This is a genomic window from Asticcacaulis tiandongensis, assembly GCF_006475605.1.
Classification (GTDB): Bacteria; Pseudomonadota; Alphaproteobacteria; order Caulobacterales; family Caulobacteraceae; genus Asticcacaulis; species Asticcacaulis tiandongensis.
On sequence record NZ_SSBC01000010.1, the window covers coordinates 337,566 to 363,126 of the forward strand.

Below are 25,561 nucleotides of genomic sequence, written 5' to 3' on the forward strand. Positions count from 1 at the left end.
AAGGCCCTTTTTTCGTTGGAAAAGAACAGGTTCTTACCGAAACCCAAGGTGCCCCCGGAGTCACATGAACTTACGCAATATCGCCATTATCGCCCACGTTGACCATGGTAAAACAACGCTCGTCGACGCCCTTCTGGCCCAGTCCGGCGTTTTCCGAGCCAACGAAGCGACCGTCGAACGCGCTATGGACTCCAATGATCAGGAACGTGAGCGCGGCATTACCATTCTGGCCAAGTGTACGTCCGTTCTGTGGAACGGCAAGGCCGGTGAAACCCGCATCAACATCATCGACACCCCAGGTCACGCTGACTTCGGTGGTGAAGTTGAGCGTATTCTGGGCATGGTTGACGGCTGCGTCATCCTTGTGGACGCCGAAGAAGGCGTCATGCCGCAAACCAAGTTCGTGCTCGGTAAGGCTTTGAAGCTCGGCCTGCGTCCGATCCTGTGTATCAACAAGGTTGACCGCGCTCACGCCGATCCTGACCGCGTGCACAACGAAGCCTTCGATCTGTTCGCCGCTATGGGCGCGACCGAAGAACAACTCGATTTCCCGCACATCTATGCCTCGGGCCGTTCGGGCTGGGCGACGCTCGATCTTAATCAGCCGTCCGATAATCTGGCGCCTTTGTTCGACCTTATTGTCGATCACGTGCCTGCGCCAAAGGTGGTCGAGAAGGTCAACGAGCCTTTCCAGATGCTGTCGGTGCTGATCGAATCCGATCCGTTCCTCGGGCGTATTCTGACCGGCCGTATTGCTTCGGGTAAGGCGGTGCCGGGTCTGGCCATCAAGGCGCTGGATCGTGACGGTAACGAAATCGAGCGCGGCCGTATCACCAAGGTGCTGGCTTTCCGCGGCCTGAAGCGTCAGCCGATTGACGAAGGTGCCGAAGCTGGTGACATCGTGGCTATTGCGGGTCTGGCTAAGGCAACGGTTGCCGATACGCTGTGTGACATGTCGCTGACGGATGCGCTGCCGGCGCAACCGATTGATCCGCCGACCATCTCGATGACCGTTTCGGTTAACGACTCGCCGCTGGCCGGTCGTGAAGGTGACAAGGTTCAGTCGCGTATCATTCGTGATCGCCTGTTGAAGGAAGCTGAGTCCAACGTGGCTATCCGCGTCACGGAAACGGCTGAAAAAGACGCTTATGAAGTTGCCGGTCGTGGTGAACTTCAGCTGGGCGTTCTGATTGAAAACATGCGCCGCGAGGGCTTTGAAGTCGCGATCTCGCGTCCGCGCGTGGTCTTCCAGCAGGACCCTGAGACGGGTGAGCGTATGGAGCCTATCGAAGACGTCATGATCGACGTGGACGATGACTATACCGGTATCGTGATCGAAAAGCTGTCGGCGCGTAAGGCTGAACTGAAGGACATGGGGCCTTCGGGCGCGGGCAAGACCCGTATCACCCTCAAGTCGCCTTCGCGGTCGCTGATCGGTTATCAGGGCGAGTTCCTGACCGATACGCGTGGTTCGGGTGTGTTGAACCGTGTGTTCAGCCACTATGAAGGCTATAAGGGCCCGATCGACCAGCAGCGTAAGGGCGTGCTGATCTCTAACTCGGACGGCGAAACGGCGGCCTATGCGCTGTGGAACCTCGAAGAGCGCGGGACTATGTTCGTCAATGCGGGTGAGAAGACCTATATGGGCATGATCATCGGTGAGAACTCACGTTCGGATGACCTCGATGTCAACCCGATGAAGGCCAAGCAGCTTACCAACGTGCGCGCTTCGGGTAAGGACGAGTCGATCCGCCTGACGCCGCCGCGCCGCATGACCCTTGAGCAGGCGATTGCCTATATCGAGGACGATGAACTGGTGGAAGTTACACCGAAGAACATCCGTCTGCGTAAGAAGACCCTGAACCCGACTTTCCGCAAGCGTCGCGAAAAGGTGGACTAGGATTAAGCGGCTCCGGAAACGGGGCCGTTTTTTTATGGTGTGTGATGGGGGGGGAAATTATTTTTGAGAACATATTGCGAACTTGGAACAAATGGGGTACGACTAAAACCCGGAGATTCACGATGAGGGATAGACCTTCGGGGTGGGAATCGTGACATAGGAGGGTTTGGTTATGTCTCAGGCGGTATTGAAACTCGTGGCAAAAGACGACGCAGAAAAACAACGCGCCCTTGAATCGGCGCTGGCGCAGATCGACCGTGCCTTCGGTAAGGGTTCGGTTATGAAACTGGGCACAGGCGGCAAGGTGGTCGAAATTGAATCGGTATCCACTGGTTCACTCGGGCTTGATATTGCGCTGGGTATTGGTGGCCTGCCCAAAGGGCGTGTCATTGAAATCTATGGCCCGGAATCGTCAGGTAAGACGACTCTGGCCCTGCATACGGTGGCCGAAATTCAAAAAGCGGGCGGGACAGCGGCCTTTGTCGACGCGGAGCATGCGCTTGATCCGACCTATGCCCAGAAACTGGGGGTGAATCTCGATAATCTGCTGGTGTCGCAGCCTGATAATGGTGAGCAGGCGCTTGAGATTACCGATACGCTGGTGCGGTCGGGCGCGGTGGATATCGTCGTGGTCGATTCGGTGGCCGCCTTGACGCCGCGGGCTGAAATCGAAGGCGATATGGGCGACAGCCTGCCTGGTCTTCAGGCGCGCCTGATGTCTCAGGCTCTGCGTAAGCTTACCGGCTCGATTTCCAAGTCGAAATGTATTGTCATTTTCATCAACCAGATACGTATGAAAATTGGTGTGATGTATGGATCGCCTGAGACGACGACCGGTGGTAATGCGCTGAAGTTCTATGCCTCGGTACGTCTGGATATTCGCCGCACCGGTGCCATTAAGGTGCGTGATGAGGTGATGGGCAACAGCACCCGCGTCAAGGTTGTCAAGAACAAGGTGGCGCCGCCGTTCCGTGAGGTCGAGTTCGATATTCTTTATGGCGAAGGTATTTCCAAGCTTGGGGAAATCATCGACCTTGGGGTCAAGGGCGGTATTATTGAAAAATCCGGTTCCTGGTATTCCTATAATTCGACCCGTATTGGGCAGGGACGGGAAAATGCCCGTGAGTTCCTGAAGGCCAATCCCGAAATGACGGCGGAGATCGAAAACGCGGTTCGTTCCAAGTCGGGTGTGCTTTCGGAGGAATTGCTCGGGACGCCTGAAGTTGATGGCGATGGCGACGAATAGGTCGTTTTGAACACAGTAAGGCGTTTTTCCCATGATGGAAAAGCGCCTTATTTGTAAAAAATATCCGCTCTGCATCAAAGGTCTTTGCGATTGCTCTCAGGCCCCTTTATATACGGCTGAATCTGTCAGTTGCGCCTTGTGGCAAACGCGTTGAGCCCTCCGGAGTCCCATGCCTTCCTTAAACGATATCCGTAAGACTTTTCTGGACTACTTTGCTGCCAATGGCCACGAAGTCGTTTCGTCATCCTCGCTGGTGCCGCAGAATGATCCGACACTCATGTTCACCAATGCGGGCATGGTGCCATTCAAGAATGTCTTTACCGGTGCAGAGACGCGTCCCTACAAGCGGGCGACGACGGCGCAGAAGGTGGTGCGGGCAGGTGGCAAGCATAACGATCTGGATAATGTCGGCTATACGGCACGTCACCACACCTTCTTTGAAATGCTCGGCAATTTCTCGTTCGGGGACTATTTCAAGGCGGAGGCGATTGAGCATGCCTGGAAGCTGGTTACGAAGGAATATGGACTTAATCCTGACCGGTTGATGGCGACGGTCTATGTGGATGATGACGAAGCGTTTGCGCTTTGGAAGAAGATTGCCGGCCTGCCTGAGTCGCGGATTGCGCGGATCGCGGGGGCTGACAATTTCTGGAGCATGGGGGATACCGGCCCCTGTGGCCCGTGTACCGAAATCTTCTATGATCATGGCGATCATATCTGGGGTGGCCCTCCGGGAACACCGGAAGAGGATGGTGACCGGTTCGTCGAAATCTGGAACCTCGTGTTCATGCAGTATGATCAACAGGAAGACGGGACACGCCTGAACCTGCCGAAGCCGTCGATTGATACGGGCATGGGCCTTGAGCGCGTGGCAGCGGTCATGCAGGGCGTACATAACAACTATGATGTTGATCTGTTCCGTAACCTGATTTCTGCCAGTGTGTCTGAAACGGGTGTGGCCGCTGAGGGTGAGGCCTTGCCGTCACATCGCGTTATTGCTGATCACTTGCGTTCTACAAGCTTCCTGATTGCCGACGGGGTGACGCCATCGAATGAAGGTCGCGGCTATGTGCTGCGCCGGATCATGCGTCGGGCCATGCGCCATGCCTATCTGCTGGGGGCCGAGACTCCGCTGCTGCCGCGTCTGGCACCTGTGCTGGTGCGCGAAATGGGCGATCATTACGGTGAACTCAAGCGTGCGGAAGCGACGATTGTCGAAACCCTGCGTCAGGAAGAAGAGCGCTTCCGTCGCACCCTGGGTCGTGGCATGAACCTGTTGGATGATGCGACGCGTAACCTTGCCGAAGGTGGTATGTTGGCGGGCGAAACAGCTTTCAAGCTTTATGACACCTATGGCTTCCCGCTTGATCTGACGCAGGATGCGGTTCGGGCCAAGGGGTTGACCGTGGATGTCGATGGTTTTGAAACCGCTATGGAAGCGCAGCGTAACCGCGCACGCGCCAACTGGACGGGTTCCGGTGAAAAGTTTGTTGCGACGGAATGGTTTGGTCTGCGTGATCAGGTCGGCGCGACGGAATTTGTCGGCTATGAGCATCTGGGGGCGCAGGCCCATGCCCGTGTTATTGTGCGTGATGGCGAAAGCGTTTCCGAAGGTCTGGTGGGTGAGGCGTTGCAGGTCGTGTTTGATCGCACCCCCTTCTATGCCGAGGGCGGCGGGCAGGCCGGTGATACGGGCCGCTTAAGCTGGCAGGGTGGCGAAGGCCGGATTGTGGATACGCAGAAACAGGCCGGTGACCTGTATGTGCACCATGTGGAAATCACGGATGGTATTCTGGCGGTAGGTGATCTGGTGCATCTGGAGGTCGATGGTGACAAGCGCACGACCACGCGCTCCAATCACTCGGCGGCGCACCTGCTGCATGCCGCTTTGAAACGGGTACTTGGCCCGCATGTGGCGCAGAAGGGGCAACTGGTTGATGCCGAGCGCATGCGTTTTGACTTTAGTCATGGCGCACCTTTGTCTCCGGAAGAGATCGAGCGTCTTGAGGCTGAGGTCAATGCGGTCATTTTGCAAAATGAGGCGGCGCGGACCGAATTGATGGCCCCTGAGGCGGCGATTGAAGCCGGTGCGGTGGCGTTGTTTGGTGAGAAGTATGGCGAGGAAGTGCGTGTTCTGACGCTTGGGCATGCGCTTGAGGGCGAAGGCCGGTTCTCGGTGGAGTTGTGTGGCGGGACGCATGTTGCCCGCACCGGTGATATTGCGCTGTTTAAGATCGTCTCGGAAAGTGGCATTGCGGCGGGTGTGCGCCGGATTGAAGCCCTGACCGGGGAGGCAGCGCGTCAGTATTTGCTGGAACAGGCCGGTGTGGCAAGGGCTCTGGCGGATCAGTTCAAGGTGCCGGTGGCGCAGGTTGGCGCGCGGGTTGAGGCGCTGGTCAATGAGCGCAAGCGTCTGGAGAAAGAACTGGCGGAAGCCAAGCGAGCACTGGCGGTGGGCGGCGGTGGGGCGGCTTCCGGCCCTGAAGAGGTCAATGGCGTTAAGCTGATTGCCCGTGTGCTTGAGGGCGTAGGCGGTAAAGATCTTCGGCCCCTTGCGGAGGATTTCAAAAAGCAGGTCGGGTCTGGTATTGTCGCGCTTGTGGGTGTGCTTGAGGGCAAGGCGGCGGTGACGGTGGCGATTACACCTGATCTGGTGGGCCGGTTCAATGCGGCGGAGTTGGCTAAGGCTGCGGTGATTGCTCTTGGGGGGCAGGGGGCGGGTGGCAAGCCTGATTTTGCGCAAGGTGGTGCGCCGGATGCGTCAAAGGCTGAGGCCGGGCTTGAGGCTATAAGGGCCGCTTTGGTTTAAAAGGAGATGATATGGGCCGGTTGCATAACAAGGTAGCGTTAGTCACCGGCGGGGCGCAGGGTATTGGAGAGGCCATAGTCAGGTCTTTTGCCAATGAAGGTGCCCGGGTTATCATCACCGATATTGATCCGGATGACGGGGAAGCTCTGGCGGCGGATATTGGCGCGGCGGCGATTTATCGTCATCTGGATGTGTCCGAAGAGACTCAATGGGCAAAGACGCTGGATGATGTCATTGCGGAGTTCGGCCGTCTGGATATTCTGGTCAATAATGCCGGCATCACGGGCCGCGGCAATGGGGTGCCGAATGATCCCGAACATACCTCGCTTGAGGATTGGCGACGGGTCATGCGGGTTAATCTGGACGGGGTGTTTCTGGGCTGTAAGCACGCCATTCGGGTGATGAAACCCAATGGCGGCTCCATAATCAATATGTCGTCACGATCAGGATTGGTAGGCATACCGCATCAGGCGGCTTATGCGGCGTCCAAGGCAGCGGTGCGTAATCACACCAAGACAGTGGCGCTTTATTGTGCTGAGCAAAAGCTGAATATCCGCTGTAACTCCGTACATCCGGCGGCAATCCTTACGCCGATGTGGGAAGCCATGCTTAAGGACGAGGCCGACAGGGAAGCGGTGGCCGCGGGTACGCCCTTGCACCGGTTCGGACGCCCTGATGAAGTGGCGGCTGTGGTTTTATTACTGGCCTCTGATGAAGCGACCTTTATTACCGGTTCCGAGTTCAATATTGACGGTGGGGTCCTGGCGGGGACGGCCTCTTCGCCTAAATAGGGCGGAAAGTGCCGTCCCGCGCCCCGATTAACTGAGTACTTGCCACAGGCTGAAGAGGCCAAAGCCTATGAACAGAACCGAGGCTGTGTAACGTACCCATTGCATAGGTATGCGCGACAGGAGTTTATCGCCGAACAGGACGGCGGGCACATTGGCGATCATCATGCCGATCGTGGTGCCGAGGATAACCGCAAACAGGGCATCGTATTTAGCCCCGAGAAAGACCGTCGCAATCTGGGTCTTATCGCCCATTTCAGCGAGGAAAAACGCTACGAGGGTGGTCAGGAAGGGGCCAAAATCGCGTTTCGGGGTTTCGTCATCATCGACCTTATCGGGGATGAGTATCCATAAGCCCAGAACGATGAACGCAATGGCCACAAGCCAGGGCAAATAATCCGTAACACCAAGGCCGGAGATAAAATGTCCGGCCCATGCTGCTAAAGCGTGATTTGCCAGGGTCGCAATGAATATGCCCCATATTATGGGTACGGATTTGCGGTATCGGGCAGCGAGGATCAGGGCCAGAATCTGCGTCTTGTCGCCGATTTCAGAGACGGCCACCAGAAGTGTGGAATTCAGGAAGGCATCGAGATAGGGGGGCATAGGGTGCAATCAGGATCGGCCAAAGGTCAGACACAACAATCCGCACTGTCGCGGCCAATCTTTGGCGACAAGGCAGATCGCAGGTCTCACCTGATCCTGAAGTCATAAGACATCAGAGCGATAAGGCCATGTCCATGCCGGACAAGTATGTTGACCTTATCCATCGGGTGCTTGGCCCGACGCGGTTACTCCCCTAGGGATGGGCGTGTTTCTAGCCACCTGTTGCACAGGGGTCAAGGGATGTTAGGGTTTTTACCGGTATTTACCGAAGCAGGGGTGAGATGGAAAAGATCGATTACAAAAAGACGCTGAAGCCGCTTTTTAGTGCGCCCGTGGACAGGTTTGTGTCGGTTAAGGTGCCGTCGATGCAGTTTCTGAAGGTGGATGGCGAGGGAGACCCAAATACGTCACCGGCATACAGGGATGCCGTTGTGTGGCTTTATGGAGTGAGTTTTAGCCTGAAATTTGCGGCAAAGACAGGCTTTGGGCGGGATTATGTTGTGCCGCCGCTTGAAGGGCTCTGGTGGGCGGATGACCCTGCGCATTTCTTGACACGACAAAAGGATATGTGGCGCTGGACGATGATGATCATGGCGCCCGATTTTATCACGGATGAAATGTTTGCTGAGGCGGTAAGACGCGTGGCTCTGAAGCGCGAGGGAGCGAGGCCGCCGGAAAGTTTACGTCTTGAGATTTATGCGGAAGGGGAGGCGCTTCAGGCCCTGCATGTCGGCAGCTATGATGATGAAGGGCCACTGCTGGCCAGATTGCATCATGAGGTCATGCCGCAGGCAGGGCTGACGTTTAATGGCCCGCATCATGAGATTTATCTGAGCGACCCGCGCAAGACGGAAGCCCGTAAGCTCAAGACCCTTTTACGTCAGCCCGTGAGGCCGTTTTAGTTCAGAAAGCCGTCAGGACAATGGCCAGACCGGACAGGGTGAGCAGAGACAGAAGGGTGCTCTGGGCGATGGAAATGGCTGCGCCTTCGTACCACAGGCCGTACATGCGGGCCTGAATGAAGACGCTGACGGCGGTAGGGCAGGCGGACAAAAGGACGGCGGTTTTGAGGACAAGCGGTGGTGCGCCGAAGGCCCACATCAGTAGCGCGATCAGGGCGGGCGCGAGAAGAAGTTTGCCGACAACGGCGATGCTGTTGAGACGGTTGAGGCTCAGGAGTTTGGAAGCCGGCATCAGGCCGAGCATACCGCCGAGCGCGACCAGTGCCACAGGCACCGAAGATTGACCCATAATATTCAGGGCCTGATCAAGCATGGGGGGCAAGGTGATGCCGGAAAACAGGATGGCGAGGCCGGTCAGGCTGCCGATCACCGTCGGGTTGCGCGCGGTTTGTTTCAGGGCAAAGCCTGTGCCCTTGCCGCCCGCCATCGACAGGGCTGCGCAACCGATAAAGAACAGGATCAGGAAATCGGCGATAAAAAAGACCGGGCCGATATCGCGTACGCCTGCGCCAAACAGGCCGGTAGCTATGGGCAGGCCGAGAAAAGCCGAGTTGGAAATGAAGGCGGCCATGCCGACACCGCTGGCGTCACCTGTGGTGCCCTCGAGTTTGCGGACGGTGAGGAAACACAACAGGCCGGTGATCAGAAAGCCCAAACCATAGACGCCAAGCCATTTGACCGATGTCAGGGTTAGCGGGGCTGTATGGGAAAAGGCATGGATGAGATAGGCGGGGAAGCCCAGCCAGTAGAAATAGGCGCTTAAGCCATCGAGGCCTTCGGATTTCAGGCGCCCAAGCCTGACCAGCACAATGCCGAGACCGACAAAGCTGAAAAAAAGGAGAACGCGGCTCAGGCTGTCAAACATGCGTCGTCCTATAGCGCATTCTGAAAAGTGTGAAGAGCTTTTCAGATCAAAATGCGCGACAAGGTAAATAGCGCATTCTGAAAAGTGTGAAGCGCTTTTCGGATACGCGACAAGACAAAATCCCAAGAGCGTTCAGGGTGAACAGGCAAACCCTCTATTCGACCGCTGAAGCTGATGTTGGAACATCAGGGATGGTTTCGGGATTGGGCAGGCCGATATGAGTCACCTGCCAGCTGAACAGGCCGCGACGCTTCATGGAAAAGACCGTTTGGCCGCTATCGGGATGAACAACGCCGAGGCGCGCGCGGTCGATGCTCCAGTATAAGACCTTGGGCAGGGGCGGTTTGCCGGAAATTACCGATTTGGGGTCTGCGGTACTGGCGGATTTGCCGGCCCCATAGGACAGGGCCAGAAGCGCACGCGGCGTAAGATAGGCATCGGGATTGACGGCAGCAGGTTTCAGGGCCGGGGGGGCGGTCATGTCGGTAATGGTCTTGCCGATGGCCGCGCCTAATGCCCCTACGGGGTCTTTGAGGACGCTGGGGGGCGGGGCAGAGGCAGTGGTTTGACCGGCGGCATCGGCCAGAAGCTGATTACGCAGGGAGGTGCGCACGTCATCGAAGGCCACGAGTTCGGATAGGCTTTTGATGTCTTCGGATTCGGCGGCTGAGCGCAGGTCGTAGAACGCCCAGACCGGCCCTATGGCAAAGGCGGCCAGCGCACCGGCAATCAGCAATACAATAGTTAGAGATAAGAGTTTCAACACGCGCCTGTTCCCCCATGACCGGTATTAACCCTATCGTAGCATGAAAATCGGATTTGTCAGGGAGAGGCCGAGTGAAAAAGAAAGATACCCCACCACCCCGATCCTGACGGATCGCGGTCCCCCTCCCCGCCAAAGGCAGGGAGGAGTAGAAGGGGCAGCACCTATAAGCAGGGGGAGGTATGAAAGGGGGCGTTATTTATTTTGCCAGAGTTCGGGGTGGGCGGTGAGGTGGGTTTTCAGCAGAGCGTTGATTTTCAGGTGATCTGCCAGTGACGGGTGGAAATGGCAGCCGCCATAGTCGAGGCCCTCAAAAAACAGCGTATCGACGCGGGTTTCGCCTTCGGCGCGCAAGGTATCGGCGACCTGACGGACATTATCACGCAAAGTGCCGTCAAAGCGGTCAGACGACATCAGGATGAAATGCGCATTGGGGTTGCGGGTGCGCAGGTCCTTGACGAAAGCAACATAGCCACGACGGTAATCGGCGTGCAGGGCTTCGGTATCGGCCCATTTATCGTCTGGTTTGACAGGGGTCGAAAAGTCATTGGTGCCAAGACCGATGACAATAATCTGAGGCTGCCAGTCGGGGTTATTATAGACGGTCTGGCCATCAAACAGAGCGTAGGGGTAAAGCTCGGGCAGGGTCGGGCCTTTGAAGCTGTCGTAATTACGCACAACGCCACGGCCTGAGAAGGCGTTGATCTGGTAATCGGCGCTGAAGGCCTTGGCGGTCAGGGGGCCGAAGGCCTGAGAGGTGTCGGTGGTTTTCCAGACCTCGGCTTCGGTGCAGGTCTGGGTGGTTGAGGTGTTGCCGTAGCCTACGGTGAAGCTGTCGCCGATGAATTCGATCTGACGGGCGCGGGGAGCGGCGCTCAGGTTTCCGGCGGAAGTAATGTTGTAAAAAGACCCCTGATGGGCCTGACTTTCGCTGATTTTTTCAAGCCTCAGATTATGCCGTCCGTTTTTAAGGCCCTTGATTTCAACAGGTGTATTACCGGGACGATCAATAAGGCGTGGGGCTTGATCATCAATGTAAAGCTTATAGCGATTATGCGGGTCTTCGAAATGCAGGGTAACGCTGGTACCCTTGAATGGAGCTTCAAAATATACGCCCGGCCATTGGTGAGTGTAACGGGGGATGGTCGTATCCGGCAAAACCATATCAGATTCAGCTACGCGACCTTCTATGTGTAGCGTTAGGTTTTCAGCGGTTTTCTGAGCGCAGGCTGAGAAGGACAGGCTGGTACAGGCGAGTAGTAAGAAAGCCGCCGTTTTATACATGATATTCCCCGCAATTATGTTTGCGGCAATGAATACCGTCAGGCAGGGGGAGTCAAGGGATTGCCCCCTCCGCCTCGACTTCGCTCGGCACCTCCCCCGTACGCTGCGCTACAGGGGAGGATGTTGTGAGAGGACAAAATAAAACCGCCGGTCATGGTTGACCGACGGTTTTAATGTTTAAGGGTTGCCCCACCCGTCATCGCTTCGCGATGCCACCCTCCCCATCAGAGATGGGGAGGTATGTACGGGGCTTAGTTGGCCAGAGCCTTCGACAGGTTTTCGGAAACCTTGTCGAGGAAGCCTTCGGTGGTCAGCCAGCTTTGGGTATCGCCGACCAGCAGGGCCAGATCCTTGGTCATGAAACCGGATTCGACCGTATCGACCGTGACGCGCTCAAGGGTTTCAGCGAAGACCTTAAGCTCTTCGTTGCCATCAAGCTTGGCGCGGTGTTTCAGGCCAACCGTCCATGCATAGATCGAGGCGATGGAGTTGGTCGAGGTCGCTTCGCCCTTTTGGTGCTGACGATAGTGGCGGGTCACGGTGCCATGGGCGGCTTCGGCCTCAAGGGTCTTGCCGTCCGGTGTCACCAGAGCCGAAGTCATCAGGCCGAGCGAGCCGTAGCCCTGAGCCACCGTGTCGGATTGTACGTCGCCGTCGTAGTTCTTACAGGCCCAGACGAACCCACCGGACCACTTCAGGGCCGAAGCGACCATGTCGTCGATCAGACGGTGTTCGTAGGTCAGCTTTGCGGCCTTGAACTTATCGGCATATTCGGCGTCGAAGACTTCCTGGAACAGATCCTTGAAGCGACCGTCATAGGCCTTGAGGATGGTGTTCTTGGTCGACAGGTAAACCGGATAGTTGCGGTTCAGGCCGTATTCGAACGAGGCGCGGGCGAAGTCGCGGATCGATTCGTCGAGGTTATACATGCCCATGGCCACACCCGAAGACGGGGCCTTGAAGACTTCGTGTTCGATGACTTCGCCGTCGTCGCCAACGAACTTGATCGACAGGGTGCCCTTGCCCGGGAACAGGAAGTCGGTGGCCTTGTACTGATCGCCAAAGGCGTGACGGCCAACGATGATCGGCTGGGTCCAGCCCGGTACCAGACGCGGTACGTTCTTACAGATGATCGGCTCACGGAAGACAACGCCGCCGAGGATGTTACGGATGGTGCCGTTTGGCGACTTCCACATCTTCTTCAGGCCGAATTCTTCAACGCGGGCTTCGTCAGGGGTGATGGTGGCGCACTTGATGCCCACGCCGTATTGCTTGATGGCTTCGGCGGCGTCGATGGTGATCTGGTCGTTCGTCTCGTCACGCTTTTCGATGCCGAGGTCGAAATATTTCAGGTCAATGTCAAGGTAAGGGAAAATCAGCTTATCCTTGATCAGTTGCCAGATGATGCGCGTCATTTCATCGCCGTCGATGTCAACGACCGGATTGGCTACCTTGATCTTCGCCATGAAGAATATCCTTTAATTAAAGTCAGATGGGCGGGAATGGTTCGCGCTTCCTATAGCCCCAAGGCCGCAGGGCTGCAAAGGGGAAAACGCGTGGCGCGGGGGTGGAGAGTGTTTTTACTCGTAAAATTGTGGTTTTGCGGATGCTGGTTTGTCACCCGTGAAGCGGTGTTGTTCTGGTGAAAATAATCGGGGTGAGAGAAGGGGGTTTTGGGGGGGGGAAGATGCCCCACCACCCCTTTGCATACGCAAAGCGGTCCCCCTCCCCATCACAGATGGGGAGGTATGAAGCCTAAGAGGCGCGGTGGGCGCCTTGGGTGTAGGTGACGACCTCGAAGCCGAGGCGTTCGGCGGTGACGGCGAGTTCGCGAAGGGTATCAGGTGTACAGCCCCACGGTGACGGATTTTCGCGCACGTCATGGGTATAGAGCACGAGCCAGCTTTGGGGGGCGTTGATGGCGCGGTGCATCCAGTCAAGGGCCAGTGTTTTGCCGTTGTCGCCTTCAATACCTACGGCGGGTGTCTGATTGAGGTCAGTGCCGGTGGTGATCAGGCCGTGGTGCAAGGCGCGGGATGCGGTGTAACGGGTTTTCAGTACCTTCTTGGCCTGAGGCGAGACGTCACCATAGGGGTAGGCGAAAGTGTCTGAGGATTTTATATCAAGAGATTGAATAAGCTTCTGATTTTCGTCTGTACTTAAGGCGATTTCTGAAGCGGAAGCGCGTCCGCAGTCGATATGCAGCAGGGTGTGACAGGCGATTTCATGGCCACGGTCATTGAGGGCCTTGATGTGTGCGGCGTCGGCGTAGGGGCCGAAATGGCTGTCCTGCCCCATCAGGCCCGCAGAAATATAATAGGTGGCTTTGAAGCCGTGCGCTTCGAGGATGTCCGCGCCAGTGGTGGCAGCCGTCAGGGGGGCATCATCAAACGAAAAGGTCAGGAGCGGGCGTTCGAGGCCGCTCAGCTGTGCCGGTTTGCGATGCATGAGCTTTGAGGCGCGACGACGCAGCTTTCCATAAAGCGAGCGGTCGGCGGAATAGGCGCTGGCGTAAGTCTCAGAAACGTCATTTGGCATCAGACCACCTCGGCATAAAGGGCAGCGCGGTAAAGCCTGAGGGCAAAGGCGCGGCTTCTGACCGGCAGTTTGGTATTAAGACCTGCGGATTTAACGCTTTGGCGCAGCAGGGATCGGAAGGGTAGTTTCCTGATAAGTTTTGCGACCTTATAACTGGGATATTGAGAGACGACTTCGGGGTGTTTTCTGACCACGCGGGCGAAGTTAGGCACCGACTGCTCGTATTTGCGCGTCAGGGTCTCAGGCGTATCAAGGCCCATATGGGTGGCGGTATTATCGATGTGGCCGACGCCATATGTCTTGGCGATACGCATCGCCCATTCAACATCTTCCCAGCCCCATCCTGTGAAATCAGCATCGAAATCCTGAGCGCCGAAGACATCAGCGCGGATCAGGAGGTTCGAGGTAAAGACGTATTTTTCAGGTTGCTGCGAACGGGTAGCGGCATTCAGGCAATCGCTTTTGGTGGCCATCAGGCGATGGACATCAAAGCGTTTGTCCTTCGGGGCTTGAAGCAGGCTGAAGCCGCCAAAGACGACCGCCGGATTATCTGTGGTGGTGTCCAACCATCGGCGCAGGAAGTCCGGGCTGTCGGGCAGCATGTCGGCATCGAGGCAGAGGAAATAGCCGCCGCGGGCGGCGGTGGTCAGGCGGTTACGGCCCCGCGCGCGGCCTTCGTTGGCCGGTAAGGTGATTAGTCGCGCCGCCAGAGGGGCGGTTTCGATGGCTGTCTCGACCTCATGGGTCAGTTCCGGCATGAGTGAACCGTCATCAAGCAATATGACTTCGATATCCGGCGTGGCCTCAAGGCACAGAGCCTTGAACAGGGCGACGGGGCTTTCTTTGTAGAAAGGGATCAGCACCGACAGGCGCGGTGTGGCCGCTTCATAGGCGGGATTATCGGTCAGGCGGGCGGCAGAACGGGTCATGGGCCTAACCTATACCGAAACGTCTGAAGATCCGATGACCAACATCGCGAACGCCATTCAGGTTCAGCAGCAGGGCCAGTCCGGCATAGATGATCACGCCAATAATGCTTTTGAGCAGCAGTTCGACTATGCCGCCCAGTGACGGGATGATGTAAAGCACAGCCATCATGGCCAGAGTACATAGCGCAATTTTTGCCAGATTCCAGAATGGGACGGGCAGGGCTAGTGTGCGCAAACCGATAAGCCATGATCCGACAAGGCCGATGGCGAAGCTTAGGGTGGTGGCGACACCTGCGCCCCACAGGCCCCACAGCGGGATCAGCAGCAGATTAAGGCTTATATTGGCGACCGCCGGTACGCTCATGGCCAGTATCAGCAGCTTTGTCTTTTTTGACAGGGTGAAGGCCTGAAGGAAGTAGTAGGTATTCAGGCCGGAGAATAACGCGCCCACACTGATGATGCCGGTAATCGACAGGGCTTGTGCCCGCAGGCCTTCACCGATCAGAAGTTCTGCCAGTGGCGGGGCAACCATGATCAGGCCGCCGACAGATGGAAACAGCACAAGTGCCATGGTGTTGATCTGTTCTCTGGCGGTGGCCTTCAGGCCTTCATAGCCGCCGTTTTCCAGCGCATGTACCATGGCGGGACCTCCGGCGGCACCGAACCAGATGAACAGCACATCGAGGATGCGTGAGGCGAGGCTGTAGCCTGCGTGATAGGCACCGGCCTGAGCCTCATCAAGGAAGTGCGCGATCAGGAAGCGGTCAATTGTATAGAGAATAAGTGTCAGAATGAGGCTGGCGGCAACGGGAAAGCCATAGGCGGCATAGTGACGGGCACGGCGCTTATCAAAACGCCCCTTAAAGGCGCGGCCCCAGTCTTCCCAGACGATAAAGGGCAGGGTCAGGGCGGCGATGAGGGCGACCCCAAGCAGGGGCGAACCACCGCCAAGGCCGAGCGTGGCCAGCCACACACCAAAGCCGAAACCGCCTGCGGTCTGAACCATATCAATAAGAGAGGCCGGGCCAACACGTCCGGCGGAGCGGCGTTGTTCCTGCACCATCTTGATGAGGCTGCGGAACACCACGGCCCCCAGACCACAGCCAATGGCCAGTTTCAGGGCCTGTGCACCTTCGGTTTCGGCGGGCCACAGCCATAAGCCTAAGCCACAGACGAGCGCGAACAGGACAGTGACGACGGCAAACAGGCGATAGAGAGTGCCGTAAAGGCGGGGCGCTTCGGGGTTTTTCAGGGATTCAGCGGGATAAAAGCGAGCCATGGCCGCTTCGATCCAGGTGAAAAACAGCGTCTGTGCAAGGCTGGAGACTCCCATGGCCAGCGCATAGCGGCCATAGTCATCCGGCGATAATATGCGCGTAAAGACGGTGAGGGTGGCGAAACCGATCACCCCTTGCAGGATATTGGCGGGCAGATAACCCCATAAGCCTTTCCAGAACATCTGACGCCTTTATCTTATGGTCTGGCGGTCGCCGAGGATACACGGAACGGTCAGGGCCATAATGTACAGATCAAGCCATACCGACTGACGCTCTATATATTCGACATCAAGCGTAATGCGACGGCGCACGTCTTCAGCATTGTGCAGCGGGCCACGCGAACCATGAATGGCGGCCCAGCCGGTCATGCCGGGCTTCATGCGGTGACGCCAGGCATATTCAGCGACCAGCAGGGCGGATTCGTCAGGGCCTGTCTTCATGCCAATCGCATGCGGACGGGGGCCGACCAGCGACATTTCGCCAGCAAGCACATTGAACAGTTGCGGCAGTTCATCGAGGCTTGTTTTACGGATGAAGCGGCCGACCCGGGTGACGCGGTCATCTCCGGCTGTCACCTGACGCGAGGCGGTGGCATCGGTCGCTTCGACGCGCATAGAGCGGAATTTCCAGACGCCTATGGCTTCGTTGTTGAAGCCGTGGCGGCGCTGACGGAAGAAAATCGGGCCGGGACTGTCGAGTTTGATGGCCAGTGCCACCAGAAGCATGATCGGGGAAAACACGATCAGGGCGGTGGTGCCGATAAAGACATCCTGTACGCGCTTATGGAAGGCTTTTTTCTCGTCTTCGGAGATGCCGGAGACCTTGGCCAGCGGCAGGTCAGCCATGCGCGACAGGGCGGCCTGACGGCCGCTTTCGTTATGGATGTCGACCAGCAGCGACACGTCGTTGGGCAGGGCTTTCAGCTTTTCAATGATCGCATTGACGCGCGCCTTGGCCGAGGGATCGAGCGCAATGACGATCTGATCGACATAGGGGGTGATCTTGTGGCTGAGGAGGGACTGTGTATCGCCCAGAACCGGTACGCCGCCGATTGAGTCCGGATTGCGCGACAGGCGGTCATCAAACACACCGAGAATATTGACGTCGCGACGTTTCAGGGCCTCATCAACCAGTCGGCGGGCGTGCTTTGTAGCCCCGACAATAACAATATTGGGCGTCAGGAGCCCTAAGCGCCGCCAGCGGGTAACCCACAAAAACCATGACAGGTGTAACAGGATAAGGCTGCCCAGAGCGGTCAGAGCCCACAGGCCCAGAAGTGATAAAACCTGAGTGACGTCATATGAAACCCGCGCCACAATGGCGCTCAGGCCTGCGGAAACGACCACGGCAAGGCTGACCTTGGCTATGTGGATGCCGAGGCTTTCGGTACGGGCAAAGCGGTAAAGGCCAAAACTGCCCAAGGCCCAGCAAGCCAGAAGAAGGGCGGTCAGGAAGGGCAGGGTTTCGGAAACATGCGCCTCAAGCCAGCCCGCACTTGAGGTCAGGCTGGCGCAGATGAAGCTGAGAAAGGCCAGCACAACCGCATCGGCAAAGCGGAACATGCGGGCGTACATGTCATTGGCGCGGCGTTCGCGCAGGGAAATCAGTCGCTCAGGTCGAAAAGGCCCGCGCCGGTCACGGGGCGAGGGTGCGTGCGGTGAAACGGCCCTGATCTGTGGTTTCAGGGCCGGATCAACAGGCTCGAAGTCATCAGTGGGGCGCGATGCGTCTGGTTTTGCAGATTTATCGCGTTTCAAAGCTTCCAGCATAACCTTCTGTCTGGGCTGATCGGGTGTCATGGGGGCAACCTAATCCTAACGGGCTTAGGCTTCGGTTAACGGCCCGCACTTTTTTATACAGGAGGGTTTGAAACGGTGAATGCTGCAGGCGTGGGATTTTATCAACGACTGGCGCACGTTTGCCCGTTGCGTTTTATAAATGATCACGCTAAGTGGGTTTTAACGGAGACGTGCCCGAGAGGCCGAAGGGACTCGTTTGCTAAATGAGCGTACCCCAAAAGGGTACCGTGGGTTCGAATCCCACCGTCTCCGCCATCTTCCCTCTTAAAATACATAAACTAAGCTGAGGTGGGTAAGCCTTGCTGTGTCGTAGCCGAATGGTTCCGCAATAGGGACGCGTGTCAGGCAGGGATATGGTTCTGTTATCACGTAACATATTGAAAAGGGTTGCTTTTTTCTTGTTGTGTGATAGGTGGGGTCTGTACGCCCCTGAGTTACTGCATTATGCAAGCGTTTCGCCATCATTTGTCGCGCTACTGGATGTTCTGCCTGACCCTGTGCCTGGCGGCTGTGGTCAACATGTCCGTCATCACCGTGGACGCGCAGGTTCAGAACACCGTGCATATGGCCAGCGGCGATATTCTGCTGCCTGACGGTGGTTGGGCAACCGCCTGTGGCGGCGAAGGTGCCGGTTGCCACGACCACGCACCGCTTGTGAAACATCACAGCGACAATACAGGCGTTGAACACCACCACCATTTCAGCGAGACGGTGTCTGCGCCCTTGCCTCAGATGGCGCAGGCTTCGTCGTCGGGCTGTGTGCGTAACCTGACCTTACGGCCGGGGGAGACTGTTTCTCTTACAGGTGTTTTGCCGTCTTCTCTCGATCAGCCGCCACGAGGCTGAGCCTTTCTGACAATTCGTGCGCCGCCGTCGCGGTGCGTTCAGAAATGGTGTAGAGAGATACTTCCTTATGAAAATCAAATATATGCGCCATCTGCTTCTGGCAGGTGCCGCGCTGGTGTGGACGGGTGTGCCAGGCGCACTTCAGGCTGAGCCCTTAAGCCTGTCCACGGCCATGATCCGTGCGGCCAGTGCTGATCCGGCGCGTGAAGCGGCGCAACAGCGCAAAGCGGCGTCTGACGCCGGTGTGCGTCAGGCCGGTGTGCGGCCTAATCCGTCCATTGGTCTGGAAGTGGAAAACATGCTGGGATCAAATCCCTACAGCGGGATTGATCAGGTCGAAACGACCCTCAGCTATGAGCACACCCTTGAGCGGGGCGGCAAGCGTCAGGCCCGTATCGGCGCGGCGTCTGCTGAACGGGATGTCACTGTCGCTCAGGGCCGTCTTCGCGCCTATGGGGTGATGGGCGAGGTTCAGACACTATGGGTCGAGGCGACCGTGGCGGCGTCCGAGGTTAATCTGGCGCGGGAACGGCTGATGATGGCGCGGCAGGCGCAGTCGGAGATCGGGCGTCGGGTGTCGGCGGCGCGTGACCCTCTGTTTGCCGGTTCTCTGGCGGATGCGGAGGTTACCCGTGTGCAGATTGCCCTTGATCAGTCAGAAGCCAAATCGCGTCAGGCACGGGCGCAACTGGCGGCCTATTGGGGTGGGGCGGCGGATTTTGAACTGGATGCCGGCTGGCTTGGGGACACAAGTGCGGCGCATCTTGTGCCGGTTATAAGGGATACGCCGGAGCTTGAGGTCATGCGGGCGCAGACCCGTCTGGCTTCGGCACAGGTCAGGGTGGAAAGCACGCGCACAACACAGGACATGACCCTTCAGGTCGGGGTGCGTCACTATCGGGCGGATGGGGCTGTGGCTTTTTTAGTAGGCGGTTCCATTCCGTTGGGTATCTACGACACCAATCGCGGCAATATCGAAAGAGCGCAGGCGGAAAATGCCGCGACGGCGGCAGATATTACCGTCTGGGAGCAGAAGCGCGCGCGGGACATAGCTGCCAGCACGGCGCGCATGCAGGGCTATGCCGAAGAAGTGCGGCGCATAGAGGCCGAGCTTATTCCACAGGCCGAGCGGGCGGTGACGCAAGTGCGGGCCGGTTTTGCCCGGGGCGGCTTTACCTATCGTGACGTAATGGGGGCTCAGGAGGTGCTGATTGCCGCCAAGGCCCGACGTCTTGAGGTGCTTAAAGACTATCATCTGGAGCGCGCGCAACGTGACCGTCTGACGGGGCAATGGGTGCCGCTGATTGCCTCTGTTGTGACTGACAGGGCTGGTGACGTATCAGGGGATGCACAATGAAAACGACAAAATCTTTTTTGGTGATTGGTGCGGCCCTGTTGGCTCTGAGCGCCTGCGGTGACAAACCTGTGTCTGCCAAGGGCGACCATGACCATGCCGAAGAGGGGCACAGCCACGATGACGGCCATGGTCATGAGCACGGCGATGAAGGAAGCGATAGCACAAGCCTGACGGACGAAGCCGCCAGGGCGGCGGGGGTAGAGGTTGGCATTGCCGGTGCTGGCCTGATTGAGCAGAGCATTGACATTGCCGGTCGTATCGAAATTTCACCCGAAGGACGCGGTGAGGTGCGGGCCTGGTATCCGGGGCGCATCATGTCTTTGTCTGCACAGGTGGGGCAGCCGGTTAAGAAGGGCCAGACACTGGCGCGGGTCGAATCAAGCGAGAGCCTTCAGACCTATGCGATACCGGCGGGCATTTCGGGCGTAATCGTTGAGAAGAACGCCAATGTCGGTGATATGGCCTATGACCGGCCTATCTATGTGATTGCCAATCCGAACAGTCTTCGGGCGGCGTTCTTTTTGTTTCCGCGTGATGCCGAAACGGTGCGGGCGGGGCAGTCGGTGAATATTCGTACGCTGGGGGGGAAGGTGATTGCGGCAAAGGTATCCGCCCTTTTGCCGTCGCTTGATCCGGCCACGCAGACCACTACGGCGATTGTGAAGCTGCCTGCCTCGGCGGCAGGGGCGTTTCGAGCGGGTATGGCCATCGAAGGCCAGTTTGTCACCGGCAGTACCGAGGCCAACATTGTAGTACCTGCCGATGCAATCCAGACCTATGAAGGCCGTAGCGTTGTGTTTGTGAAAACCGGTACGACCTATAGGGCAAGGCCTGTTCAGACCGGACGTCAGACCGGCACTTCGACCGAGATAGTGAGCGGTCTTGAGGCGGGGGAAACCTATGTCACCAAAGGCGCTTTCCTGATCCGCGCGGACATTGAAAAGTCCGCTGCGGGGCATGAGCATTAAGGGGCGCATTATGTTGGAAAAGATAATTGCGCAATCGATCCGGCATCGTTGGATCGTCATGGTGGTTGTGCTGGCCTTGTCGGCCATAGGTGTCTCAAGCTTCCTGCGCCTGCCGATTGATGCGGTGCCGGATATCACCAATGTTCAGGTTCAGATCAATACCGAGGCGGCGGGCTATTCACCGCTTGAGGCCGAGCAGCGGATTACCTATCCGGTTGAAACGGCGCTGGCCGGATTGCCGGGGCTTGAATATACCCGTTCTCTGTCGCGTTATGGCCTGTCGCAGGTCACCGTGGTCTTCAAGGAAGGCACGGATATCTATTTCGCGCGGCAGCTTGTCAATGAGCGGGTGCAATCGGTGCGCAGCCAGTTGCCGGAAGGTCTTGAGCCGCAACTGGGGCCGATCTCGACCGGACTGGGCGAGATATTCATGTACACGCTTGAGGCCGAAGCCAATGCCCGCAAGGCCGATGGGTCGCCCTATAGCGCTGAGGATTTGCGTACGCTTCAGGACTGGGTGATCCGTCCGCAACTTCGCAACACACAAGGGGTCACCGAGGTTAATACGATCGGTGGTTTTGAGCGGCAATATCATGTCACACCCTATCCGGAACGGTTATCAGCCTATGGTTTGACGCTCAGTGATGTGATTGCTGCGTTAGAGCGCAACAATGCCAATCGCGGCGCAGGCTATATCGAAAAAAGCGGCGAGCAGTTTCTGGTGCGCGTCCCCGGTCAGGCCAGCACCATTGCTGATCTGTCGCAGATAGTGGTTGAGACCCGTATGGGGGTTCCGGTGCGGGTAGCGGATGTTGCCGATGTCATACTCGGTGAGGAATTGCGCACCGGTGCCGCGACCCAGAACGGTCAGGAAGTCGTCATCGGCACGGTCAATATGCTGATCGGCGAGAACAGTCGCACCGTGGCCAGGGCCGTCGCGGCGCAGCTTAAGGTCGCCAATGCCGCCCTGCCCGAAGGGGTCAGTGCGGTGGCGGTCTATGATCGTACGACGCTGGTGGAGCGCACGCTGAATACCATCGAGAAAAACCTGGCCGAAGGGGCCTTGCTGGTTATCGTTATTCTGTTCCTGCTGCTGGGGAATATAAGGGCGGCGATCATTACGGCGATGGTTATTCCCATAACCATGCTGATGACCCTGACCGGTATGCTTCAGGCAGGGGTGTCCGGTAATCTGATGTCGCTTGGGGCGCTTGATTTCGGCCTGATCGTCGATGGGGCCGTGATTATTATTGAAAACTGCCTGAGGCGTTTTGGTGAGGCGCAACATAATCTGGGGCGCCTGCTGACACGTGAAGAACGGTTTGAACTGGCGTCAAAAGCATCGGCCGAGGTCATCCGTCCGTCTTTGTTTGGGGTGCTGATTATCACGCTGGTCTATGTGCCGATATTTGCCCTGTCGGGCACGGAAGGCAAGATGTTCCATCCGATGGCAGCGACCGTTGTCATGGCATTGACGGCGGCGCTTGTGCTATCGCTGACCTTTGTGCCGGCGGCTGTGGCTATGTTTGTTACAGGCAAGGTGCAGGAAAAGGAAAGCCCGATCATGGGCGGGGCGCGTAACCTTTATGCGCCGGTCTTGCGCTGGGCGTTGAAGGCGCGTGTGGTGGTGATCGGTGGGGCGGTGGTGCTGACGGTGCTGGCCGGTTTTCTGGCCACACGTCTGGGGGCGGAGTTTATTCCGCAACTGGACGAAGGTGATGTGGCCTTACATGCCATGCGTATCCCCGGCACCAGCCTGACGCAATCTGTGGCGATGCAGGGCGCGGTTGAGGCGAAACTGAAAGCCTTCCCCGAAGTCGAACGGGTCTTTGCCAAGATTGGTACCGCAGAGGTGGCGACCGATCCTATGCCGCCTTCGGTAGCGGATACATTTGTGATCCTTAAACCCCGCAAAGAATGGCCCAATCCCAAGGAGTCGAAAAACAGTCTGGTCGAACGGATGCAGACAGCGGTCGAAACTATTCCCGGCAATAATTACGAGTTCACGCAACCGATTCAGATGCGCTTTAACGAACTGATCTCAGGGGTGCGTTCGGATGTGGCGGTGAAGATTTTCGGTGATGATCTGGATCAATTGCTGGAAACTGGCAACGACATTCAAAAGGTCATGGCGACTGTGCCCGGTGCGCAGGATGTCCGCGTTGAGCAGGTGTCAGGTCTGCCTATGTTGCAGATCACGCCTGATCGGGCGGCCATGGCGCGTCTGGGTCTGAGTGTAGCGGATGTGCAGGATGTGGTTGCGACGGCGCTTGGGGGGACGCAGGCCGGTCAGATATTCGAAGGGGACCGGCGGTTTGACGTGATCGTGCGCCTGCCCGAAGACCGTCGGGCCAATCTGGCGGAAATCGGGCGTCTCAGGGTGCCGGTGCGCAATGGGGAGGCGGTGGCCTTCATACCCCTGTCGGATGTGGCCACTATTGAGATGATCAATGGCCCCAACCAGATCAGTCGTGAACAGGGCAAGCGCCGCGTTGTGGTCACGGCCAATGTGCGGGGTGAGGATCTGGGGACCTTTGTGTCGCGTGTGCAGGACAAGGTGGCACGTGAGGTTAAGCTGCCCGAAGGTTACTGGCTCAGTTACGGCGGTACGTTTGAACATATGACCTCGGCGGCCAAGCGGCTTCAGGTCGTGGTGCCGATGACACTGTTGCTGATTGTCGGTCTTTTGTATTTGCTTTTCAGGTCATTGACCGATGCGCTGATTGTCTTTTCCGGCGTGCCTCTGGCGCTGACCGGCGGGGTGGTGGCGCTGGCCTTACGTGATATTCCGCTGTCGATTTCGGCAGGGGTAGGGTTCATTGCCCTGTCGGGGGTAGCGGTGCTCAACGGGGTGGTGATGCTAAGCTTCATCAAGGCCTTGCGTGAGGAAGGCAAGCCGCTCGAACCGGCCATCTGCGAGGGGGCGCTTACGCGTCTCAGGCCGGTGCTGATGACGGCACTGGTGGCGTCACTGGGTTTTGTGCCTATGGCGTTCAATGTTGGTGTTGGCTCAGAGGTGCAAAGACCACTGGCGACGGTGGTGATCGGCGGTATCGTTTCCTCGACGCTTCTGACACTGGTGGTGCTGCCGGCGCTTTACCGTCTGGTGCATGGCCGGCCTGTCAAAAGGGCAGCCGAAGAAAGCGTGTAATGCACGGAGGGGGGCGGGCTCTGTTGTCAGATCCGGCCCCTCTGGCCTGCGGCTCTCACGGGCGGGGCCGATGGTTGATTTCAGCGAAGCACCTTGGCGCAAGTTCGTGGTTGTATAAGGATAATGCCTATTTTAATGTTCCTGTAATGTGTGCGTAGCGGTGAATTCTTAGACAAATGCTTTGTCAGGCGGGGAGAGGGTTGGGAAGTCAGTATGCGCCGAAATCCACCAGTTGCGGTAACACCTTTCTCTCAGGATTTGCCACGTAATCTGAGTCTGAGTGATTTCGACGCCATTTCCGGTGTGGTGGATACCATCTATCAGGCAGCCTACGACGATCAGTGCTGGCCAGTGGCGCTTGAGGGCATAAGGCAGACCTTTGACGCTTCGGGGGTATGTATCGGCAGGTCGGGGCGGGCGGCCGGAAATGTTTTAGCCAGCGCCGCTGATGCCGATTTTCAGTTTGCCTATCTTGATTATTATGTGGATCACAACCTGCTCTGGCAGGCGGCGGAGCGTCTGAGGCCCGACACGGTCTATAGCCATGACATTCCTGTGCAGGGCGGCGAATTACGCCGGACGGCGTTCTGGAATGAGTGGATGGCGCCGCAGGATTTCCACAGCACACTTGGTTACAGACTGAAAAGTGACAAAGGCGAAAGCTGGTTGTTCGATCTTGAGCGGGGACGTACCCAGGCGGAGTTTGATGAGGCCGATGTCCGTCTTTTGCGCGTTATCGGGCGCACCGTGCAGCGGGCGCTGTCTTTACGGGAACAACTGGGAAGCCTGCGTATTGAACATGCCCATGCCGCAGGGGCGCTCGATGCTCTGTCGATAGGGGCAATACTGGTGGATGCTCAGGGGCGGTTGCAATATGCTAACCGTCTGGGCGACCGTATTGTGTCAAGAGCGGATGGGGTATTCCGTTGTATGCGCGGTGAACTTTATGTGCGCCGGCCTGATTGCCGGGTGCAGTGGGAGCAGCTTCTGGCTGGCGCCAGTAACGCGGCTATTGGCCAAAGCGGCTATGTCACCCTGCGTACGCCAGAGGATAGTGACGCGATGGTGACGGCGCATGTCAGCCCCTTTGCGTCCCCTGAGGGTGCAGACGGCGGTAAATGTGCATTGATACTCCTCAAGCCTGTTGAGGCACAGGTGCATCAGGCAGATCATCTGATCAGTGTTTTTGGTTTGACGGCGGCTGAGGCCCGTGTCGCGGTCGCTCTGGGTAAGGGGCTTCAGGCTCAGGAAGTGGCCGCACTGTATGCCATCAGGTTATCTACGGTGAGATCGCACATTTCCAGTATTCTGGCGAAGGCGGACGTAAGGCATCAGGGGGAGTTGCTGGCGCTGATGTCGCAGCTTGCCCTGCCAGCCCTCAAGCGTGACGAGATGTGATTATTTGTGCGCCTCCTTAATCTGAAGGATGACAGTCATGCGTGTCAGATGGCTATCGTAAATCCCTGTAGTGTT

19 protein-coding genes and 1 tRNA gene are annotated in these 25,561 nt (G+C 57.5%); 11 read left to right on the forward strand and 9 right to left on the reverse strand.

The window, feature by feature from the left end; translation table 11 throughout:
- The first annotated feature begins 64 nt into the window (after nt 1-64).
- From typA to E5201_RS05640, 4 genes are all read left to right on the forward strand, one after another.
- Nucleotides 65-1,900, forward strand: a complete 1,836-nt coding sequence (gene typA / locus E5201_RS05625; protein ID WP_140985032.1) for a translational GTPase TypA — start codon at nt 65-67, stop codon at nt 1,898-1,900.
- Nucleotides 1,901-2,072: 172 nt separating this feature from the next.
- A complete protein-coding gene (gene recA, locus E5201_RS05630; RefSeq protein ID WP_140985034.1) occupies nt 2,073-3,146 on the forward strand; it encodes a recombinase RecA in 1,074 nt (357 codons plus the stop codon).
- A 169-nt stretch (nt 3,147-3,315) separates the two neighbouring features.
- Nucleotides 3,316-5,955 (forward strand): alanine--tRNA ligase, encoded by a 2,640-nt coding sequence (gene alaS / locus E5201_RS05635; protein WP_140985036.1) that lies wholly within the window; start codon nt 3,316-3,318, stop codon nt 5,953-5,955.
- An 11-nt stretch (nt 5,956-5,966) separates the two neighbouring features.
- Nucleotides 5,967-6,746: a glucose 1-dehydrogenase gene (locus tag E5201_RS05640; RefSeq protein WP_140985038.1), complete on the forward strand. Its 780-nt coding sequence runs from the start codon at nt 5,967-5,969 to the stop codon at nt 6,744-6,746.
- A 27-nt stretch (nt 6,747-6,773) separates the two neighbouring features.
- Here E5201_RS05640 and E5201_RS05645 read toward each other — a convergent pair whose 3' ends face one another.
- Nucleotides 6,774-7,349 (reverse strand): TMEM165/GDT1 family protein, encoded by a 576-nt coding sequence (locus E5201_RS05645; RefSeq protein ID WP_140985040.1) that lies wholly within the window; start codon nt 7,347-7,349, stop codon nt 6,774-6,776.
- Nucleotides 7,350-7,630: 281 nt separating this feature from the next.
- Between E5201_RS05645 and E5201_RS05650 the strand changes: the two genes are divergently transcribed.
- Nucleotides 7,631-8,251 (forward strand): GyrI-like domain-containing protein, encoded by a 621-nt coding sequence (locus tag E5201_RS05650; protein WP_140985042.1) that lies wholly within the window; start codon nt 7,631-7,633, stop codon nt 8,249-8,251.
- A gap of 1 nt (nt 8,252) precedes the next feature.
- Here the strand turns inward: E5201_RS05650 and E5201_RS05655 are convergent, their stop codons facing one another.
- From E5201_RS05655 to E5201_RS05690, 8 genes are all read right to left on the reverse strand, one after another.
- A complete protein-coding gene (locus E5201_RS05655; RefSeq protein WP_140985044.1) occupies nt 8,253-9,176 on the reverse strand; it encodes an AEC family transporter in 924 nt (307 codons plus the stop codon).
- A gap of 154 nt (nt 9,177-9,330) precedes the next feature.
- Nucleotides 9,331-9,942 (reverse strand): DUF2939 domain-containing protein, encoded by a 612-nt coding sequence (locus E5201_RS05660; RefSeq protein ID WP_140985046.1) that lies wholly within the window; start codon nt 9,940-9,942, stop codon nt 9,331-9,333.
- Nucleotides 9,943-10,134: 192 nt separating this feature from the next.
- Complete coding sequence (locus E5201_RS05665; RefSeq protein WP_181404549.1) at nt 10,135-11,103, reverse strand: SGNH/GDSL hydrolase family protein; 969 nt, start codon at nt 11,101-11,103, stop codon at nt 10,135-10,137.
- A gap of 371 nt (nt 11,104-11,474) precedes the next feature.
- Nucleotides 11,475-12,689, reverse strand: coding sequence for an NADP-dependent isocitrate dehydrogenase (locus E5201_RS05670; protein WP_140985051.1), 1,215 nt, complete (start codon nt 12,687-12,689; stop codon nt 11,475-11,477).
- Nucleotides 12,690-12,978: 289 nt separating this feature from the next.
- On the reverse strand, nt 12,979-13,761 hold the full coding sequence (locus E5201_RS05675) for a polysaccharide deacetylase family protein (protein WP_140985052.1): 783 nt from the start codon (nt 13,759-13,761) through the stop codon (nt 12,979-12,981).
- The gene (locus E5201_RS05680; protein WP_140985054.1) at nt 13,761-14,690 is read right to left on the reverse strand and encodes a glycosyltransferase family 2 protein; all 930 of its coding nucleotides are present in this window, start codon (nt 14,688-14,690) and stop codon (nt 13,761-13,763) included. The genes E5201_RS05675 and E5201_RS05680 overlap by 1 nt, the downstream gene beginning before the upstream one ends.
- A 4-nt stretch (nt 14,691-14,694) precedes the next feature.
- A complete protein-coding gene (locus E5201_RS05685) occupies nt 14,695-16,149 on the reverse strand; it encodes a lipopolysaccharide biosynthesis protein (protein WP_140985056.1) in 1,455 nt (484 codons plus the stop codon).
- Nucleotides 16,150-16,158: 9 nt separating this feature from the next.
- Complete coding sequence (locus E5201_RS05690) at nt 16,159-17,766, reverse strand: undecaprenyl-phosphate glucose phosphotransferase (protein ID WP_246050409.1); 1,608 nt, start codon at nt 17,764-17,766, stop codon at nt 16,159-16,161.
- A 164-nt stretch (nt 17,767-17,930) separates the two neighbouring features.
- Between E5201_RS05690 and E5201_RS05695 the strand changes: the two genes are divergently transcribed.
- The 6 genes from E5201_RS05695 (at nt 17,931) to E5201_RS05720 (ending at nt 25,486) form a co-directional block, all read left to right on the forward strand.
- Nucleotides 17,931-18,021, forward strand: a tRNA-Ser gene (locus E5201_RS05695).
- Between the two features lie 189 nt (nt 18,022-18,210).
- The gene (locus E5201_RS05700; protein ID WP_140985058.1) at nt 18,211-18,612 is read left to right on the forward strand and encodes a hypothetical protein; all 402 of its coding nucleotides are present in this window, start codon (nt 18,211-18,213) and stop codon (nt 18,610-18,612) included.
- A gap of 67 nt (nt 18,613-18,679) precedes the next feature.
- Nucleotides 18,680-19,969, forward strand: a complete 1,290-nt coding sequence (locus E5201_RS05705) for a TolC family protein (protein ID WP_140985059.1) — start codon at nt 18,680-18,682, stop codon at nt 19,967-19,969.
- Nucleotides 19,966-20,937, forward strand: a complete 972-nt coding sequence (locus E5201_RS05710; protein ID WP_140985060.1) for an efflux RND transporter periplasmic adaptor subunit — start codon at nt 19,966-19,968, stop codon at nt 20,935-20,937. The genes E5201_RS05705 and E5201_RS05710 overlap by 4 nt, the downstream gene beginning before the upstream one ends.
- Before the next feature lie 10 nt (nt 20,938-20,947).
- Nucleotides 20,948-24,088 carry an efflux RND transporter permease subunit gene (locus E5201_RS05715; protein ID WP_140985061.1) on the forward strand — a complete coding sequence of 1,047 codons (3,141 nt, stop codon included), beginning with the start codon at nt 20,948-20,950 and terminating at the stop codon, nt 24,086-24,088.
- A gap of 213 nt (nt 24,089-24,301) precedes the next feature.
- Nucleotides 24,302-25,486 carry a helix-turn-helix transcriptional regulator gene (locus E5201_RS05720; protein ID WP_140985062.1) on the forward strand — a complete coding sequence of 395 codons (1,185 nt, stop codon included), beginning with the start codon at nt 24,302-24,304 and terminating at the stop codon, nt 25,484-25,486.
- Nucleotides 25,487-25,561: the final 75 nt, after the last annotated feature.